We start from the raw sequence: 19206 nt of genomic DNA, 5'->3' as shown, positions 1-19206 counted from the left end.
CGCGGTTGTTCTCCTCGTGCCACGGACCGATCACGGCGACATCAAAGCTGGCAGCACGCGAACTCTCCCGAACAAGGTGGCATTCGAATTCATGCTTATGCTCTGGTTCATCGTGGCACCCGTGCCCTCCAGAACCGCCGATACGGGAGCCCAGGTTTTGAGATCACTGGACGATTCCACGACGTAGAGGCGTCCGGCCTTGGATTTCCAGGTCAACACCAGTTCGTTGCCGGGTACTGCATGCGAAATGCTGGGCGCCGTCTCCAGGCGGTCCAAGGCGGAACGAGGGTCCGTGCCAGCTTTGAACTCGGCAAGGTCGGTCATTCCATCCCCATCGCTGTCAGAGGTGGCCGTGGTGGCGGAAAGACTGCCGTAGAACTGCATTTCCCACCAGTCGGCAATGCCATCGCCATCAGAGTCGGCAATGGTGAAGGAAGCCTCATGGATGCGGCTGACTTCCGAGCCTTTGACGGAGATGGCGCGGATTTTGCCACTCCAGCTCATGCGGACGGGAGCCCCGGAGACAAGCCATGGGCTGGTGAAATCTGGTGCCGAGCCATCGACGGTGTAGTGGATTCTGGTGGTGGGATCCGCCGCACCGATGACCACACCCACCGGCTGGTCAAAGCTGCCCCCGGGCGGCGTGAAGGTGATCGCCGGCTGCGCAGCCCATGCGGAGACGGTGCCGGTGGCCGGGCTGGAGATGATCAGCGCATCATCGACCACGGCAGGGCTTCCTCCACGGTTCAGCGTGGCGATCAATGTGCTGTCGTAGCGGCCAAAGATAAACGTGTTGCTGTTAGAGGCGGCGATGACGAGATCATCCGTGACAATGGGCTGCCCGGAAAGGTAGGTGCCAGCCGGTGCAGCATACGTGGCGATGAGGCTGCCATCCGTCGCCGTACGGCCCTGCACGGTGTTTCCACTGAGCGCAAAGACGGTTCCGCTGGAGACAGCCGGAGTGCCGTTGAAATCACCATTCACCGACCAGACGACGGCGTGGGTGTCCAGGTTGATGCAGGTCAGGTCTTCATCGTAATAGGTGGCGGTGGGGCTGTCGTTGATGAGGTAGGCGCGGCGGCTGTCCAGCGCGGTGGTGCGGCCCATGCTGTAACCGAAACCGCCCCAGCCTAGCGACCGGGTCCAAAGGGCCGCGCCCGTTGCAGGATCATGGCGGACAAAGTCGCCATTCACAAAAGCATAGAGCTCGGAGTCCAGGATGGAAGGGGTCCAGCTGTCTGACTGCGCCTTGCTCACAAAGAACTTCTGGGAACCGCCGCTGAGGGAGAATCCGTACATGCCGCCGTAATAACCGCCATCCACAAAGACGCCGGAATCAAACACCGCCGGCGCCATGTAGCTGTCCCACTGCGCGGCATGCGGCGCAGACCAGAGGGTGGCTCCGGTGTCATCCTGCAGGGCGATGAGCTGGGTGTCGCTGGCATGATTGCCCCGCTGCACATACACGCGCCCGTTGTACCAGCTTGGCGGATTCATGGAGGAGGCACTGGCAAAGCTTTGTGACCAGAGCTGCGCCCCGCTGCCGGCATCCAGGGCGACGACGCGGCTGGAGGTGGAATCGCGGAAGGAGGCAAAGACCCTGCCACCCGCGCTGGCCACAGGTTGCAGGCTGGAGCTGCTGCCGCTGGCGCTGTAGCTCCAGCGCTGTGCCCAGCCGGTGCGGCCGAGCGCAGATGAGGCATAGCCCGTATGCGCCGGTCCGTTGCCAAAGGTGGGCCAGGACCCCGTGATGCTCTGCATGATGGAGATGGAGACGGAAGCCGTGGCGGTGGCTCCCGAAGGATCAGTGATGGTGTAGCTGAACTGGGTGCTGCCTCCGCTCACATCCGCAGGAGAGTGATAGCGCAAAGTGCCGTCGTCATTGCGCACCACAGAGCCCAGGGATGGCTGGGTGAACGACAAAACCGTGACCACATCTCCGTCCACGTCGAAGTCATTGAGCCGCTCACGAATGGGGCTGACGATCTGTCCGGGCTGTGCCACCCGGGCATCTGCACGCGCCACAGGCGGATCGTTCACCGGCAGCACGTTGAGCGTGACCGTGGCAGATGAGGAAAGACTTTTGCCATCGCTCGCAGCAAACTGGAAGCTCGTGAGTGGTGAGCCATTGCGGTCGGCCATCGGCAGAAAGATCACCTTGCCCTGTGCATTGGTGACCAGCGCAGGTACCGTGGAGATAGTGCTGCCGAGAGCGGTGCCATCGCTTGTCTGATACAGGGTGCCGGCCGCCGGCAGGGTGGTTATGACGTAATTCAGAGCATCACCGTCCGCATCCGTCCCCCGAAGACTGACCGCCGTTCGCGTGTCCTCCTGCGTGGTTGCGGTCTGCGCCAGGGCTGCCGGCGGATGGTTTGTTACGTCAGGGACACCATAAGCACGAATGTACCCGTCGCTGGAAGCGATGTAGAGGGTATTGCCCGCGAGACTGAGGTTTCCACCGTAGGCGATGGTCTGCCTCAGGACGTGGCTGGCGAGATCAAAAATGTACGTCTTCGACGCCGAGGAGGCAATGACCGAGTCGTTGGTCACAATGGGCTGGTTGACCAGGCCGGTGTCCGTTCCCGGGAGGGTGTAGGCTCCCAAATACATGCCGGTGGCTGCATCGTAAGCCTTGATGGAGCTGGTGTTGGAGATGACAAACGCTGACTGATGCGCCACAGCCGGAGTGCCCGTGAAGCTGCCCATGACCTTCCATGCAGCCTTTTTCTGGAGGAGATCCACACAGATCAGTTCCTGGCTGCCTGAAGGAATAGTCACCGAGTCGTTGACCAGGAAGGCGCAGTTGTAGGCGCAGGCCGTGGTGCGGTACAGGGTGTAACCCGCCCAGCCAAAATTCAGGCTCCACAAGGTGGCTCCAGAAGTCTTGTTATGGCTGGTAAAGGTTCCATCAATAAAGGTATACAAGCCGTCGTTGTAGAGGGTGGGGTTCCATTTGTCCTCCATGGGGAGCTGTTGGAAAAACAACTGTGCTCCCGAGGCAGGATTGAAGCCGTAGATGCCGCCATAGTAGCCGCCGCTGATGTACACACCCGAGGCTTCCGCCGTCGGTGCGAAATACTGGCCCCACTGGCTGCTAAACGGCGCGTTCCACGTCGTCGCCCCGGTTGTCCCGTTGAGGCAGTAGAGCTTGCTGTTCGTGGAATAGGTGTACTGCAGGAAAACACTCCCGTTGAAAAAGGTCGGCGGGCTCATGTAGGCCGGCTGGGTGAAGTTTGACCTCCACAACTCGCCGCCGCTCGCGCTGTCCAGAGCCACCAGGCTGGAGTCCTGGAAATAGACCTGCAAACTGGCATAAACCTTCCCATCCGAAACCGCGAGCTGGTAGGCGGGCTTGGTCAGGTTTGTCTGCCAGTTCTGTGTGAAGGCCGTGGTGCCCAGCCTGACGGGCAGGAAGCCAGCATGGTCCGGCCCTGCGCCAAACGTGGGCCAGGAACGCCCCAGGGTGGTGCTGATGGTGACGTTTACCGTCGCGGAGGACTGCACATTCGCGGCGTCGCTGACGGTGTAGGTGAAGGTGTCCGTGCCGGAGGTGAAGCCCGCGTTGGGCACATACTGCAAAGATCCGTCCGCGCTTTGCTGAACCTGACCGGATGCACCCTGGGTGCAGGCCACGACCTTGAGTGCATCGCCGTCTGGATCACGATCATTGGCCTCAGGGTGGAAGCCCGTCAGAGACTCGCCGGGACGGAGGGCCACGAAATCGTCAACAGCCATCGGCGGGTCATTGACGGGCGCGATGTTGATGGTGATCGTGGCCGCAGCGGAGGTGGAGACCTGATCGCTGGCCGTAAAGGTGAAGGAGCCTGCGCCGCTGCCAAAGACATTCAGCGGAGCCACATAGATGACCGCGCCTGAGGCATTGAGCACCTGGGCCGGCACCTGGGTGATGGCATTGCCTTTGGTCGTCCCGTCCACGCTCTGATACAACGTCCCCTGGGCAGGCAGCGTGCGCACCACGTAGGTCAGGGACTCGCCGTCGGCATCGGTGCCCTCAAGTGTGATGGCGGCCTGCGCCTCCTCCAATATCCCTGCCTGTGCTGCCAGCGCCACCGGCGCGTGGTTTGATGCCACGCTATGTCCATACAACCGCACTTTGTTGTCCGAGCAGGAGAAATAGAGCAGATCGTTGACGACAGCGGCCTGGCTGCCAAACGTCAGGGTCTGGACCAAGGCGTTGGTGGTCAGATTGAAAAGATACGTCTTCGTGCTGGAGCCAATGATGAGCAGGTCGTTGCTTACCACGGGGCTGCCGTTGAGGCTCGTTTCCGTTCCGGCCTTGAAGTCCGCCAGCCAAACACCGGTGGAGGCGTTGCAGGCTTTGACCACGCCGCCGCTGCAGGCATAGACGACCCCGTTGGCCGTGGCCGGTGTGCCGTTGAACGTCCCCGCCGTCCTCCACAGCACGCTCTTTGTCTGCAGATCCAGACCCACAAGTTCCGCACCCGATGATAGTGTGTTCACCACAAAAGCCCGGCCGGAGTCAGCGCAAATCGTGCGGTTCATCGAACCGCCCAGCGCGCCGTTCAAATTGACGGACCACTGCACCACGCCGGTCTCCGGGTGGTGGTTGCGGAAGGTGCTGTTGACAAAGGAATACACCTTCCCGTCAAGGATGGCCGGGGTCCACTGGTCCACCTGATCCAGACTGAGAAAGAATTTCTGCGCCCCGCTCTGGCTGTTGAAGCCGTAAATCCCGCCATAGGTTCCACCATCGACATAGACCCCCAGGTCGGAAACCGCGGGAGAGAAGTAGCGCTCCCACTGGGCATTATGAGGGGCGTTCCAGAGGACGGTGCCGTCGGCAGCCTTGAGCGCCCACAGCTGGGTGTCTCCGCCGTTGTTGCCACGCTGGATGTAAACATTTCCACCATAGAAACTCGGCGGATTCAGTGAATTTCCCGGCTGGAACTGCGCGCGCCAGACCTCGCCCCCGGTGACGGCGTCCAAAGCCACCGCGTACATGTAGTTGTTCCAGTTGCCCGTTTGCGTGACGTAAACCTTGCCTCCGGCCACGGCGAGGGGATTGATGCTGGAGGGGAAGGCATACTCCCAGCGCTGCACCCATGTCTGGGTGCCGAGTGACCCGGGATAGCGCCCAGCATGGTCGGGCCCGTTGCCAAACTGCGTCCACTCGCGGCCGTAGGACGCACTGACAAACACCTGCACGGTCGCGGTGCTTTGTGCTCCGGCTCCATCCCGGACTGTGTACTGGAAGCTGTCCATGCCCTCGGTGAAATCCGCCTGCGGTGCGTAGTTCACCGAGCCATCGCCGTTCTGGTTCAGGGTCCCCTTGGCGGGAGCGGTGAAGGAGACGATCTGCAGTGCTTCGTTGTCCACGTCCACATCGTTGGCCGTGGGCCGGTAGGAAGTCAGCACGTTGCCTGCCCGCAGGTAGGCGGTGTCATCCATTGCCACAGGAGCATCATTGACGTTGGTGACATTGATCGTCGCCGTGGCCTCGGCGGAGCTGATCGTACCATCGTTGACCTTGAATTTGAAGGTGGTGTAAGGCGCCCCGAAACCATCGGGCGCAGGACGGTAGATCACCTGGCGCTGGGGATTCTTCACGACGACAGGAACCAGCGTGATCGGATCCCCGACCTGCACGCCGTCTGCGGTCTGGTACAGCGTACCTTTGGCCGCCAGGGTGGTGATGAGCCCCACCAGGGGGTTGTTGTTCGCGTCCGTGCCGGGCAGCGTCAGGGTGACGGATTGATCCTCCACACAGGTGGCCGTCAGCGCCGTGGCGACGGGGGCGGTGTTGGCCCCCATCACGGCATAGCAGCGCAGCACACCATCCGTGCCGGCCAGCAGCAGATAGCTGTTGCTCAGGCTGGGGATGCCCCCCGCAGCGATCGTCTGCGTCTTGGTGCCCGTGCTCAGTGTGTGAATGGCGGTGCTCGTTGAAGAACAGGCGAAGAGGGTGTCGTTGGTGACAATGGGCTGGTAGAGACCTGTGGTGCCGATGCCCGTGGTGTAGGTTCGAATCAGAGCGCCGCTGGTGATGTCATAGGCCTGGACGTTTCCAGCAGCGTCAAAGGCGTACACCGACGAACCCGCAACTGCCGGAGTCGCGGCGGCAAACCCGGTCTGCACACGCCAGCGCACCGCTTGCGTGGTCAAATCAATGCAGACCAGCTCATTTGATGGAGAACGATTGTTCACGACGAACGCGGCGCCGGAGGCGATCGCCATGGTTCGCCCCATGGTATAGCCGTTCCAGTTCCAGGTCAGGTCCAAGGTCCAGTCGATGGTCCCCAAGGTGGGATTGTGCTGGCGGAACTTCCCTGTCACGAAGGAATAAGCCTTGCCGTTGTAAAAGGAGGGAGTCCAGCCGTCATACTGGTCAAGGCTGGTGAAAAACAACTGGGCGCCCGTCGTGCGGTTGAAGCCATACGTACCGCCGTAGTAGCCACCGGCCGTAAATACGGAGGTGTCGGTCACTGTGGGAGGCAGGTATTCCTCCCACTGGGCGCTGAACGGGGTGCTCCATTTCGTGCTTCCGTCAGTCGCATTCAGGGCCCAAAGCTGGCTGTCGCTGCTGTGGTTGCCACGCTGCACATACAGCACGCCGCCGAAATAAGCGGGGCCGTTGAGCGAGCGCGCCTGCACCGGCCATAGCTTCTTCCACGCCAGAGTGCCCGTCGTCAGATCCACCGCACTCAGCTGCGTCTCGTTGAAATAAATGTCCGGAGTCGCAAAGACCTTCCCTTCCGCGATGGACACCTGGTTGAGCGCCTGCGGGGCCACCTGCAGCGTCCACGCCTGAGAAAGCGTCTGTCCGTTCAGCGAGCCAGGATAAAAGCCGGTGTGCGCCGCGTCCCTGCCCATCATCGGCCAGGGGCCTGCGGCCAGGAGGCCCACGGCCACTGTCACCGTGGCGGTGGAAGTGCCGCCGGCACCATCATTGATGGTGTAGGTGAAAGAATCCTCCCCGCTGGTGAAGCTGCCATTCGGCATGAAGCTCAACGTGCCGTCCCCATTGCTGGCCACGGTTCCTTTGAGACCCTGGGTGAAGGAACTGACCGTCAAAGTCTGGCCATCGGGATCGATGTCATTCGCCAGCACCGTGATGGGCGTGATCATCTGCCCCGGCAGGCCGGAGGCAAAATCATTGAAGGCCACCGGGAGGTCATTCACCGCCGTGACATTGAGCGTCACCGTGGCTGCTGTGGACTGGGAGCGCTTGTCATTCAGCACAAACTGGAAGCTGGCAAAAGGCGTACCGTTGGCGTTCGGCGGCGGCACAAAGATGACTTTTTTCGCGTTGTTGGAAACGATCGCCGGTACGGTGACAATGCGTTCGCCCAGGCTGGTGCCATCGCTCGTCTGGTACAAACTGCCCTGGACGGGCAGCGTCTGAATTTGTGCAGTGAGCGCATTTCCATCAACATCACTGCCAGTGAGCGTGATAACCGCCTGCGCATCCTCGTTTAGCGTCACTGTCTGCGCATCCGCCACGGGCGGTGTGTTGGGCTGCTGCTGCACCGTCATGGTCACCGGCACGGACACCACGGGGTTGGCAGGATCATTCGAACTGATGTCAATCTGGCCCAGATAATCTCCCGCGATCTTGCCGGTCGCATTGAAGGTCACCGTGAGCGTGGTGGACTGCCCGGGCGCCAGCGTGGCGCCGGTGGGTGTCTGGGACAGCCAGCTCAGGCTGGAATCCATCATGCGGATGTCATCCCACCAGGCTTCGGACCCCGTGCTGAAGTTATAAAGCCACAGCTGAGAAACTTCGTCCACATACGCCGCATTGCGGAATGGAATGTTGGCCTTCACCAGCGTGCCGTTGACGTAGTAGTCGAAATTTTTCGCCGTCCAGTCGAGATCCTGAAACTCGACGTGGTACCACACATTGGCCTGATAGCTGAAGGTCTCGTCGCCGCCGACGTCGCCATTGACGTAAAACTTGCCCGAACCCCGTGCAAAGAACCAGATCAAGTCATCACCATAGGTGCCGTCTGTGAGAACGAAGTAGCCATCATGCGTGGTCGTGGAGCCGGATCTCACCCAGAAGGAGATGTTTTTGGGCTTGGAGCCAGGGCTGAAGTCACGGTTGATGCCATGAAAGTGATCGGTGCTTCCCTGGTAGTTGTAATGAAAACTCTTGCTGCCTGAGGCGGCCGTGCTGGACACGATTTCTCGTGTGCCGGCGCCGGAACCGCTTGCCCATTCGCTCAAGGTGCCGCTTTCGAAGCCGTCCGAAAATGGCAGTGGCGTCGATCCCGACGCGATGCGCATGAGCTGCTTCACGCCTGCAGGCTGCGTCTCGGCCGCCGCATCCAGCACACCCAGAATCGGCGGAGCCTGAATGCTGGCCGTGCCCGGGTCCATTGAAAGCACCGAGCTGCGCGGCACCGAATTGACGTCAAATGTCAGCGGCTGGTCACCATTGTTGGTCAGCGTCAGGGTTTTCGTGGCCACCGCATCCTCATACTGGGTGGAGGCAAGGGTGGAAGGTGCAACCTGGATGCGAGATTTCCCGAGCGCGAAATCAACCGCGGCAGGATTTGGCGGGACAGTCACGGAGGTGCTCGCGGACGGATTGTAGCCGGGCGCTGTGGCGCGGAACTCATAAGTTCCGTCGGTAAGTTTCACACTGTAGGTGCCATCGGCCGCCGTCACGACGCTGCCAGTGGACGTCCCGGTGTAGTTGATCAAAGCTGCTCCGATGCCCGAGCCGCCCGTCACCGCCGTCACCCGGCCGGACACGGTGCTGCTGGTGAAAACCGTGAGCTGTGCCTGGGAGGTCCACGAGTGGCCGTCGGTGTCCGTCGTGTTCAAAATCAGCGAAAAAGCATGCGGCGTAGGGGTGTCTGCGGCGATCCGGATGAGAAAAGGCGTACCTCCCGTGGACGCGGTGCCACCCACGGCAAGATCGCCCCACGAGTTGCTGCCCTGAAGCACGGTCACCTTGTTCCCCGCAGACGTCACCGTCAGCATGCTCGCGGCGCCCTTGGCAGTTTTTGCCCCCACATTTTTCAATGTCACCGCCAGCGTGATGTCCTCGGCGGGATTCAGCACACCGTCGTTGTTGCCAGCACCTCCCTGCTGGCCGCTGTCGGAGGCCTGCAGTGCAGTCAGTGTCACATACGGCTCCGATGCGATGATCAAGGCGCGTGCCAGGTTCATGCGCCCGTTCGCCGCCACCTTGCCGGTCATCCCCGCCACCCCATCGACATTGTTCATCAGCGAGCTCTTGATGTCCGACCAGTTCATCGCGGGACGGGCTGATTTGATCAAGGCACAGGCGCCTGCCACGTGCGGACACGCCATGGAGGTGCCGCTCAGCGTGCGGTAACCACCACCCGGACTGGTGGAGTAAATGCTCACCCCAGGTGCCGCCAGATCCACCGTGGTGGCACCATAGTTGGTGAAGCTGGCCAGCACATCCGCGTTGTCGCTGGCGGCCACGGAGATGATGTTCGCCGAGTCATAGGAGGCGGGATAGGAGGCAGACAGGTCCGTGTTGATGCCGCTGTTCCCTGCCGCCGCCACAAACAGAATGCCGGCCGTCCCTGCCGCATCGATCGCATTTTTCAAGGTCTGCGAATAGCCGCCACCGCCCCAGCTGTTGGATGTCAGGGTCACGTGGTTCGCCGTCGCATACAGCACGGCCTCGATGGCGTCTGAAGTCGAACCTCCGCCGCTGCCGGAGAGGAATTTCAGAGCCATCAACCGCACCGTATGACAAACCCCGGCGACTCCGATGCCGTTGTCTCCCACCGCGCCGATGGTCCCTGCACAGTGCGTCCCGTGATAATGATCATCCGCCGGATCATTGTCATTCGACACGAAATCCCAGCCCCTCATGTCGTCGATGTAGCCATTGCCATCGTCATCAATCCCGTTCCCCGGGATTTCGCCGGCATTCAGCCACATGTTTGCCGCCAGATCAGGATGGGTATGGTCAATTCCAGTGTCGATGATCCCGACCACGACGGCAGAGCTGCCCCGCGCGACATCCCAGGCCTCCGGCGCGTCAATGTCCGCGTCACCCACTCCGCCACTCTGGCCGGTGTTGTTCATGCCCCACAGGGAGGAGAAGGAAGGATCGTTCGGCGTCAGCGAAGCAAAGACCACGTAGTCCGGTTCCACGATCTGCATCGCTGCCCCGCTCAGCCGGAAATCCTTCAGCTTGACGTCGTACAAGTCCAGGTCAGAAGTGCCCGTTTCCACGATGTAAACCTGCGAATTCGGCAGATGCCTGCGCACCTTGCCGCCCAGGCCGTCCAGCACCGTTTGCAGCTCCCCGGCGGTCACTCCGTCTTTCAGCGTCAGCAGAAAATGATCCGCCACCATCACCTTCTGCTCCTGCATGGTTTCCACACCCGTCGCCGCATCACGTTTCCATGACTCCTCAATGCGCAGGAACGGGTATTTGAACTTTGCCTCCACCACCCGCTTTTTGGTGAAGTTTCCCTGCGCATCCGGCGGCGTGGAGCGTTCCTGCAAAATGCGCGCGTCTTGCAGGAAGCGGGCCCGCTCCGTGGTGGCCGCCAGATCCGCCGGCTTCTGCGGCGCGATATACGGTGCCGGCTTAGCTTTGACCTCGGGATTGGCCTCGCGTGTGCCAAAAACGGCGGGGGCAGCAGTCGGGGCAGGTTTTAAATTCGGCGGGCTGGATTTGAGCGCCCCGGCGTCCGCAGGGGGTTTGGACACTAAGGGTGGGGCAATTTCTCTTTTCCCCATAAGGTACCATCCGACCAAGGTCAGCAGCACGAGGGTTAAAACAGGCACAAAAAATCGTCGGAGCATATTGGCCAGAATTACGAAATTCCGCCCCAGAATTCAACTATTTCCTTTCTGTTTCCTAGGCAGACCCATTATTTAATCGGGATAAAATCCTATCTATACACCCTGCGGGAAATTCCAACCTCCACCCGAGGACGCTTTAGACCAACTTCAAAAATCTTGTCACATTGCCCGGGCGGCGGAGCGGCTCCATTGGCTGCGTCGTGTGCTTGCCTGTTATTTCCAAATAGCAGGCGGCGCACTCTCCTTGCCACTGGGGCCGCTGTGCTCGCCGGATCAAAATGACAATCTTTTGGAGAACTGGTCTAATAAAACAAAACCGCCGCAGCGAGCGACTCCCGGCACTCACTGCGGCGGTATATTTGGGTCAACGAGAGAGGGACGGCTCTCAGTTGGCCTTCTTCGGACGGCCAAGCACATCGTCCTTGGTCGTGAGCGCGACGGCGACGACCTGGTCAATGAGTTCCTGGCTGATCTTGAGATCCTTCAAAGTGTTCACGAGGTTTTCAGCGATGGCGTTGAAATGCACCTCGGTCAGGCCCATGCCCTCGTGGGCTTTGCGCATGTCTTTGCCAGTCCATGGCAGCGGACCACCGAAGGCGGCGCTGAGGAATTCCTTCTGCTTCCGGCGCTGCTTGTCCATGCTCACGTCATCAAAGAAGTGCTTCACGCGGTCATCGGCCAGCACCTTCACATAGAAGGCGTCAATCGCAGCCTCCATGGCGGCCTTGCCTCCCAGCTTTTGATACAGGCTGTCTTCGCGAGCCTTCAGCCATTTGGTTTTGCAGGCTTCCTGGGCAAAGGACCATTTCCGGCCTTCATAGTCGGTGGTGATGGCAGGATCGACCGGCTTGCCGCTGATCGGGCAGACCGTGTTGGTGGCTGCTTCAGTGGCGACGGCGGCCGGATCGACCGCGAGCGCGGCGGCATTGACCAGCAGGGTCATGACAGCGGTGATGGTGACGATGGATGATAGGATGAGTTTCATGGTTTGGTTGGGCCATTTAATAAGTTGCATCGCCGATACATCAATGCACCGATCCTGCGCAGAGATGCGCGTTTATTGCGCGCCCTCCGCCACGCCAATTCCTGCGCACAAGGCCGCACAAAGCGAGAAGCGACAGGTGCGGTTAATGTTGCATGGTAAATGCATGTTTGAAACCAAGCCTGACATCACCGGACGCGCCGAAATCGAAACGCTGGTGAACACCTTCTACGACCGCATCCGCACCGATGAGGTGCTGGGGTTCATCTTCAACGACGTCGCGCAGACCAACTGGACCACGCATCTGCCGAAGATGTACGCCTTCTGGGAGACGGTGCTCTTCCGCACGGGCGGCTTCACTGGCAATCCCATCGCCGCGCATGCCAAGCTCGTCCCGCAGACGGCCATGGGCCGTGCGCAGTTTGATCACTGGCTGCAGCTCTTTCGCAGCACGGTGGATGATCTCTTTGCCGGAGAGCGCGCGGAGCACATCAAGAACTGCGCGGCAGACATGGCCAACGTGATCTACTCGCGCATCAACCAGGTGCCCGATCCCCGCTTTGATCCCGCCAATCTCACTCCGGAACAACGCGCACGCTATGCGCACTACAAACCTCAAGCCCAGCCCGCAGCACCATGATAAGAAACACCAGTATCATCCTCACCGCCCTTTTGCTCACCCAATGCGGTGACCACGAGCTGAGCCCGAACGAAAAGCTTTCCCAGCAAACCTTCATCAAGGAGACGGCGGCGTATTCCACGGCCGTACCCGATGCGGTGCGGGATCCCCTGAAACAACCTGATAAGCCGCTCTCCGGCAGTGAAGACGCCGTGCTCACCGATGCGCCGCATGTCCCGCCGCCGATCACGCGCGATCATCCGACCAAGGTCATCGTGAAGCTGGAGGTGCGGGAGCTTGTGAAACGCATGGCAGACGGTGTGGACTACACCTTCTGGACTTTCGGCGGCAGTGTGCCGGGCAAGTTCATGCGCATCCGACAGAATGACGAGGTGGAGTTTCATCTCATGAACCGCCCCGACAGCAAGATGCCTCACAACATCGACCTGCATGCCGTCACCGGCCCCGGCGGTGGAGCGGCGGCTTCCTTCACCGCGCCTGGGCATGAGTCCGTGTTCTCGTTCAAGGCACTGATTCCGGGACTGTATGTCTATCACTGCGCCACCGCGCCGGTGGGCATGCACATCGCAAACGGCATGTATGGGCTCCTCCTGGTCGAGCCCATCGGCGGCCTGCCGAAAGTGGACCGCGAGTATTACGTCATGCAGTCTGAGTTCTATACCAAGGGGCCGTATGGTGAGGCGGGTCTGCAGCCCTTCAGCATGGAAAAAGCGCTGGCAGAAAACGCGGACTACGTCGTCTTCAACGGCTCCGTCGGTGCTCTTGCCGGAGACAATGCGATGCCTGCGAAGGTCGGTGAGAAAGTGCGTTTGTTCGTGGGCAATGCGGGGCCCAATCTCACGTCATCCTTCCATGTCATCGGCGAAATCTTCGACACCGTTTATCTCGAAGGCGGCGCGCTGCCCGCGCAGCACAACGTACAGACCACGATGATCCCGGCAGGCGGATCGGCCATCGTGGAGTTCGGCCTCGATGTGCCCGGCACTTACATCCTCGTCGATCATTCCATCTTTCGTGCGTTCAACAAAGGCGCGATCGGCATGCTCAAGGTCGCAGGCGAGGAGAACAAGGTGGTCTATTCAGGCAAGCAGGATGACCGCATCTATCGTCTCGAAGGCGGCGCGATCCAGACCATCCCGCAGGCCTCTACGCAGCAGGCGCCGGCCGTGAACAAGGACGAGCGCATTGCGCGCGGCAAGATCGTCTACAACTCCGTCTGCTTCGCCTGCCACCAGCCCGAAGGCCAGGGCATCCCGAAAGCCTTCCCGCCGCTCGCGAAGTCGGACTACCTCAATGCCGATCCCAAACGTGCGATCAGCAACGTGCTGCACGGCCTGCAAGGCAAGGTCACCGTCAATGGTGAGACGTATGAAAGCCTCATGCCGCAGCTTGGTCTCAACGACGAGCAGGTGGCCAATGCGCTCACGTATGTCTACAGCCAGTGGGGCAACAACGGCACCGAGGTGCTGCCTGAGACCGTGAAGCAGGTGCGCGCCACTGTTCCTGCACCTGTCGGCCCCGGAGCCGAGTGATTTATGAAAACCACTCTCCTATCACTGCTGCTTCTCGCCTGCGCAGTCAGCGCCACTCAGGCGGAGACATCCGGGCCGCCGCCGGGCATGGTCTTCATTTCCGGTGGTGACTACAAGCCGCTCTATGCGAAGGAGGCGAAGAGCCGCCACACCGCGCCCTTCTTCATGGATGTGACGCAGGTGACGAACGGGGAGTTTCTCGCCTTCGTGAAGGCTCATCCAGAATGGCGTCGCTCCCAGGTGAAACGCTCTTTGGCCGATGCGAATTACCTCGCGCATTGGGCAGGTGACCTCGAACTCGGTGACAGCGCACCCCTCAACGCACCGGTGACGCATGTCTCCTGGTTTGCGGCGAAGGCCTGCTGCGAAGCCCAAGGCAAGCGCCTGCCCACGCAGGATGAGTGGGAATTCGCCGCGCGTGCCGATGCCACGAAACAGGATGCGAGCACGGACCCCGCTTACCTGCGTCAGCTGATGGAGTGGTATTCGAAGCCTGCGACCTCGGCTCTTGAGGATGTGCACACCGGGGTGACAAACGTGCACGGTTTGCGTGGCATGCATGGCCTCGTCTGGGAGTGGGTTCACGATTTCAACGCCACGCTGCTGATGGGCGATTCGCGCAGCGACGGCTCACTGGAGCGGAAACTTTTCTGCGGTGCGGGATCTCTGCTCGCCAGCGATGTGAGCAATTACGCCGCCTTCATGCGCTATGCGCTGCGTTCCAGCCTTAAGGGCTCCTACTGTGTGGGAAGCCTGGGCTTCCGCGCAGCGCAATCCATCACGCCGGACGCGGCCAACAGCCGCACCCTCGCTTTCACCACTCCTTATGATCTGCCAGGTGAATGGCGGAACCAGGACAACAAAACGGCCACGCTCGCCGGCCTGCGCGGCAGGGTGCGAGTGATCACGATGGGCTTCACCCGCTGCAAATTTGCCTGCCCGCGCATCCTGTCAGACATGCAGCACATCGAGAAAGAACTCGGCAAAGACGCGGAACAGGTGGGCTTTGTCTTCCTTTCGATCGACCCGCAATTCGATACTCCGGCGCAGATGACCACCGCGATTCAAGAGCACCGGGTGAACCCTTTGCGCTGGACGTTTCTGACCGCACCTGCAGACATCGTGCAGCAGACCGCCGTGGCGCTGGATTTTAAATACCAGCTTGTGGATGGCTTTTTCGCCCATTCCAATCTCATCGCGGTGCTCGATGAAGACGGCAAAGTCATCCACCGTGAGGAATCACTGGGTGCCGACATCAAGCCAGTCGTCGATGCCGTGCGCAAGCTGCTGACCCAACCCTGAACCCTTCTCATCCCGTGAGCTTTCCTGCCTGCAAACACAAGAAACACAAAGCCACCGGCCCGCGCCGGGATGGCCTGCGCTGGCTTGCGTCGGAGCCATATCGCCTGTTCTTTTTCAGTGGTGCGGTGTGGAGCATCATCGGCGTGGCGCTGTGGCCGTTGTATTATGCGCAGCAGCTTGGCTTTTATCCCAGCTTCGTACACGCGCGCATCATGATCGAGGCCTTCGGCGCGGCCTTTGTCGTCGGCTTTCTCGGCACCGCCGGGCCCCGCATGGCCACTGCACCGAAGCTCATGCCTCTGGAGCTGTTCTGGCTCTTCACGCTGCATCAGGCCTGCGGCATCTCCCATCTCACCCTGCACTTGGCCTTGGGGGATATGTTTTTCATCGCGCTGCTCGGTTCGCTGCTGCTGTGTCTGGTGGTTCGCGTGGTGAAGTTCCGCAAGGAGGCGCCGCCACCGCAGCTGCTTCTTGCGCTCACTGGTCTGATCTGTGGCATCACAGGTGCGTCGTTGCTGCTGTCAAATGCGACACTGCTGGATCCTCAGCGCCTTCGTCTCGCGAATTTGCTGCTTTATCAGGGACTGCTGCTGCCGCCGGTGCTCGGCATCGGTGCGTTTGTGTTTCCGCGCATGCTCGGCGGAGATTTTGGTGATCCGAAAACGGCGGCGCAGAGCCGCACGAAGCTCATGCGCGCTCTCATGGCGGCAATCCTGCTTGTGGGCAGCTTCTTTCTCGAGTCCTGCGGTCAAGTCATCGCCGGCTATGCGCTGCGCGCGCTCGTGGCGGCAGGCTATTTGCTCATGGAAGTGCGCTGGAAGACGGTGCAGAGCGGCTCACTCACCACCGGTTTGTTTTGGTCGCTGATCCTCGGCTGGCTCGGTCTGGCGCTCGCCGGATTCTTCTACACCCAGCATGTCAGCGTGGAGCACCTGCTCTACATCGGCGGCTTCGGCATGCTCATGCTCATCGTCGGCAGCCGCGTACTGTTTGGCCACAGCGGCGATCTGGACGGCTTTTTTGTGAAGAGCAAGTGGGTGCGCTTCCTCATCTTCCTTGGCGTTCTGGCCGCCATCACGCGTGCCACGCCCGCCTGGGTGCCTTCGACGACAGTGTCCCATCACATCTACGCCGCACTGACGTGGGCGCTGCTGGTGCTGTTCTGGCTGCTGTGGCACCGCCGGCGTTTTGTGAAGCGGGATGAGGAGGATTAGCTGCGGCGGGTTCAAACACCCCCGCAAAATCAGCACAACATTCCACACGCATAGAAGGGATTGCCACGCACTTCTCCCGTTAGTCTCACGCATGAACCCTGCGCTGATGAATCCCGAGTGGTCGAAGGTGGCCGCGATGGCCTATGACGGCTTTGATGAACGTCCCTTTCTCGTCTTTTGGGAGATCACGCGGGCCTGTGCGCTGGCGTGCCAGCACTGCCGGGCGGAGGCGCAGTCGCATCGTCATCCCGATGAATTGAATCGTGAGGAATCGAGCCGGCTGATCCGCCAGCTCGCGGAGCTGAATCCCCCCATGCTCATCCTCACGGGCGGTGATCCGCTGATGCGCACGGATGCGCTGGACTTGGTGCGCGAGGCGACGGCTGCCGGGCTGCACGTAGGCTTGAGCCCTTCGGCAACGGCAAGGCTTATGAACGCTGATTTTGCGGAGATCAAAGCGGCGGGCGTTGACCGCATCTCTCTGAGTCTGGACGGTGCCTCACGCGAGACGCACGATACCTTTCGCGGAGTTAAGGGTACCTTTGACCGCACCATCGCGGCGGTGCATCGCGCCCATGCGGCGGATCTGAGCGTGCAGATCAACACCACGCTCACACGCGGCAACTTGCGTGAGTATGAAGCCTTCAAGAAGCTGATGTTTGAACTGAAGCCTGCCATGTGGAGCGTCTTTCTGCTGGTGCCGACCGGTCGCGCAGGCATTGCGGATCTGCCTGATCCCCTGGACATCGAACACGTGTTTCAAGACATGGCCTCGCTCGTCGGCAAGGCCCCCTTTGCCATCAAAACCACGGAGGGCCACCACTTCCGCCGTGTGCTGATCCAGAAGCATGGCGCGGGTGGCAGGCAGCGCCCCGGCATGCGTTCACCGCTCGGCATTCGCGATGGACGCGGAGTGATGTTCATCTCCCACACCGGTGTGGTGTCTCCCAGCGGCTTCCTGCCCTTCGACTGCGGCAATGTGCGCGACGAGCATCCTGCAGAGATCTACCGACATCATCCGCTTTTCGTCTCGCTGCGTGACAACGATGCACTGGGCGGCAAATGCGGCCGCTGCGAGTTCCGCACGGTTTGCGGCGGCTCCCGGGCACGCGCTTATGGCGTGACGGGAGATCCCTTCGCGGAAGATCCGGCCTGTGTGTATCAGCCGCGGCAGGGCAGCGCTGTGCTCAGTTAGAGCGAAGGCGGTGACCAGTCGGGAATGCCACCGGACTTGAGCTGTTTTTCATAAAGCTCCCAGTAAGGTTTTGTCGGCGACATGGGCGCGGTTTCATTCACCATGAGCGGGCGTGCTTCCTTCCAGTAGCTGTCATAGGCGGCGCTCATTTTCTGCACCACTTCGGGATAATCACCGCTGACATCCGTCTTCTGATACGGATCGGCCTCAAGATCGTAAAGCGCGCCTTTCGTGGGCTTGGCGGCGGCTTGTTGTTTCTTCTTCGGATTCCCGGCACCACCACGCGGGCCCACGTAGCGGAAGCGCTGGTTGCGCACGCCGTAGTTGAGAAATTCCTGCGTGTTTGGCTCCGTGCCCGTGGGCCAGCGGGCCACATGCGTGAAGAGGAAGCGATCCTCCCACTTGTCGGCCTTGCCTTCGATCAGCGGCAGCAGGCTGCGGCCTTCCACCTGATTCTTCGGCAACTCTGCACCAGCTAATGCGGCAAAGGTGGGCAGCAGATCAATGTGTGCGGCGACGGTGCTGATGTTACGCCCAGCATTGATATGTCCATCCCAGCGGATGAAGAACGGCACGCGCACGCCGCCTTCATCGGTGGAGCCTTTCAGGCCGACTTGATCGCCATTGAAGAACGGATAGCCGGGTGCGAGATCCTTGCCGGGAACGCCGGAGCCACCGCCCGTGGTGCCATTGTCAGACATGAAGATGACGACGGTGTTTTTGTACAGGTCCCACTCCTTCAGCTTCTCCGCGAGGCGGCCCATGTTTTCGTCGATGTTTTCGATCATGCCGTAGAATCCCGCCTGATCTTTGCCGAAGCCGAGATCGGTGAAGCGTTTCGCATTCTTCTCCGGTGCGATGTAAGGGCCGTGCGGAGCATTCGTGGTGAGGTAGGTGAAGAACGGCTTGCCGCTGTCCTTCTGCTGCTTCATCCAGCCGAGCGCGGCCGTGAAGAAGACATCTGTGCAGAAGCCGTGCGTCTTCACAAAGCTGCCGTTGTGACGGATGACGGGGTCCATGTACTTGTTGTTTGGCGCATCTGCGCAGGAGCAGGGATAGGCCTGGCCGATGCCGCCTGCGCCGTGGATGAAGGCCTCGTCAAAGCCGCGCTTGTTCGGCTGATACGCTTCTTCATCACCGAGGTGCCATTTGCCAAAGATGCCGGAGGTGTAGCCCGCCGTTTTAAGGACCTGTGGCAGGATGGTGGCATTCAGCGTCATGCGCTCGCGCTCCAGAATGGTGTGCGTGATGCCGTTTTTGAGATCATGCCGGCCCGTCATGATGGCGCTGCGTGTGGGCGAGCATGTGGGGCTGACGAGGAAGCGCGTGAAGCGCAGGCTCTGGGCGTGCAGCGCGTCGATGTTCGGTGTTTTCAGCCAGGGATGCCCGTGACATGCGAGTTGAGCGTAGCCCTGGTCATCCGTCATGATGAGAATGATGTTTGGCTTGCCGCCCGCGAGATCCGCGAAGGCATGCAGGGTCAGGACAAAAAGAAGGGTCAGGGCGAGTTTCATGGTCGGGAGTGTGAGGACGCAGTCCAGATGGCGCTCTTTCAA

8 protein-coding genes are annotated in these 19206 nt (G+C 60.7%); 5 read left to right on the top strand and 3 right to left on the bottom strand.

What is annotated here, in order from left to right:
- Nucleotides 1-30: 30 nt before the first annotated feature.
- Both AC3RLQ_RS21270 and AC3RLQ_RS21265 read right to left on the bottom strand, forming a co-directional pair.
- Nucleotides 31-10689: an Ig-like domain-containing protein gene (locus AC3RLQ_RS21270; protein ID WP_493030642.1), complete on the bottom strand. Its 10659-nt coding sequence runs from the start codon at nucleotides 10687-10689 to the stop codon at nucleotides 31-33.
- 481 nt (nucleotides 10690-11170) lie between these two features.
- On the bottom strand, nucleotides 11171-11770 hold the full coding sequence (locus AC3RLQ_RS21265) for a globin domain-containing protein (RefSeq protein ID WP_493030641.1): 600 nt from the start codon (nucleotides 11768-11770) through the stop codon (nucleotides 11171-11173).
- A 163-nt stretch (nucleotides 11771-11933) separates the two neighbouring features.
- Here AC3RLQ_RS21265 and AC3RLQ_RS21260 point away from each other — a divergent pair, with 163 nt between their 5' ends.
- From AC3RLQ_RS21260 to AC3RLQ_RS21240, 5 genes are all read left to right on the top strand, one after another.
- Nucleotides 11934-12407, top strand: coding sequence for a group III truncated hemoglobin (locus AC3RLQ_RS21260; protein WP_493030640.1), 474 nt, complete (start codon nucleotides 11934-11936; stop codon nucleotides 12405-12407).
- Entirely contained in the window at nucleotides 12404-13939 is a 1536-nt protein-coding gene (gene nirK / locus AC3RLQ_RS21255) for a copper-containing nitrite reductase (RefSeq protein ID WP_493030639.1), read from the top strand. The genes AC3RLQ_RS21260 and nirK overlap by 4 nt, the downstream gene beginning before the upstream one ends.
- A 3-nt stretch (nucleotides 13940-13942) precedes the next feature.
- Nucleotides 13943-15241 carry an SUMF1/EgtB/PvdO family nonheme iron enzyme gene (locus AC3RLQ_RS21250; protein WP_493030638.1) on the top strand — a complete coding sequence of 433 codons (1299 nt, stop codon included), beginning with the start codon at nucleotides 13943-13945 and terminating at the stop codon, nucleotides 15239-15241.
- A gap of 14 nt (nucleotides 15242-15255) precedes the next feature.
- Nucleotides 15256-16455, top strand: coding sequence for an NnrS family protein (locus AC3RLQ_RS21245; RefSeq protein ID WP_493030637.1), 1200 nt, complete (start codon nucleotides 15256-15258; stop codon nucleotides 16453-16455).
- A gap of 91 nt (nucleotides 16456-16546) precedes the next feature.
- The gene (locus AC3RLQ_RS21240) at nucleotides 16547-17650 is read left to right on the top strand and encodes a radical SAM protein (protein WP_493030636.1); all 1104 of its coding nucleotides are present in this window, start codon (nucleotides 16547-16549) and stop codon (nucleotides 17648-17650) included.
- On the opposite strand, the gene AC3RLQ_RS21235 is transcribed toward AC3RLQ_RS21240, so the two are convergent.
- Entirely contained in the window at nucleotides 17647-19164 is a 1518-nt protein-coding gene (locus AC3RLQ_RS21235) for an arylsulfatase (protein ID WP_493030635.1), read from the bottom strand. The genes AC3RLQ_RS21240 and AC3RLQ_RS21235 overlap by 4 nt on opposite strands.
- Nucleotides 19165-19206: the final 42 nt, after the last annotated feature.

This window comes from Prosthecobacter sp. GW821-HT29F12 (genome assembly GCF_058803405.1).
This window is presented reverse-complemented; position numbering and strand designations above follow the sequence as displayed.

Coding starts and splice junctions, on each gene's coding strand:
- nirK (WP_493030639.1), top strand. CDS start 12,404: ATGATAAGAAACACCAGTATCATCCTCACCGCCCTTTTGCTCACCCAA.
- AC3RLQ_RS21240 (WP_493030636.1), top strand. CDS start 16,547: ATGAACCCTGCGCTGATGAATCCCGAGTGGTCGAAGGTGGCCGCGATG.
- AC3RLQ_RS21250 (WP_493030638.1), top strand. CDS start 13,943: ATGAAAACCACTCTCCTATCACTGCTGCTTCTCGCCTGCGCAGTCAGC.
- AC3RLQ_RS21265 (WP_493030641.1), bottom strand. CDS start 11,770: ATGAAACTCATCCTATCATCCATCGTCACCATCACCGCTGTCATGACC.
- AC3RLQ_RS21235 (WP_493030635.1), bottom strand. CDS start 19,164: ATGAAACTCGCCCTGACCCTTCTTTTTGTCCTGACCCTGCATGCCTTC.
- AC3RLQ_RS21260 (WP_493030640.1), top strand. CDS start 11,934: ATGTTTGAAACCAAGCCTGACATCACCGGACGCGCCGAAATCGAAACG.